Source organism: Halostella sp. PRR32 (genome assembly GCF_034808085.1).
Classification (GTDB): domain Archaea; phylum Halobacteriota; class Halobacteria; order Halobacteriales; family Natronoarchaeaceae; genus Halostella; species Halostella pelagica.
In genome coordinates this window covers 1-288 of record NZ_JAXHGL010000059.1, presented here as the reverse complement: position 1 = coordinate 288, position 288 = coordinate 1, and the positions used below count along the sequence as shown (strand labels likewise).

Here is a 288-nt window from a genome sequence, read left to right as displayed (position 1 = left end):
CTACAACTACTACCTGGACGCGGTCCTGTGGCGCGACGGGACGGTCGTCGCGACCGCGCGCTCCACCGCGAACCTCGCGCCCGGGACGGGCCTGGAGGTCGACGACAACACGACCGCCGGCGGCGAGGGGTTCCAGGCGAGCGACTTCGAGGCGACGGAGTCCGGCCGCGAGCAGGGCACCGGGACGCCGCCGACGGAGACGGCGTCCGGCGGTACCGGCGGGTCGCCAGGGTTCGGCGCCGCCGTCGCCGTCGTCGCGCTCGTCGCCGCGGCACTCATCGCGAGGAC

Annotated in this window: 1 protein-coding gene; it reads left to right on the top strand. The window is 75.7% G+C overall.

Annotated elements, in window-relative coordinates:
• On the top strand, nucleotides 1–288 hold a 288-nt coding region (locus tag SM753_RS20380), incomplete at both ends, for a PGF-CTERM sorting domain-containing protein (RefSeq protein ID WP_323192906.1).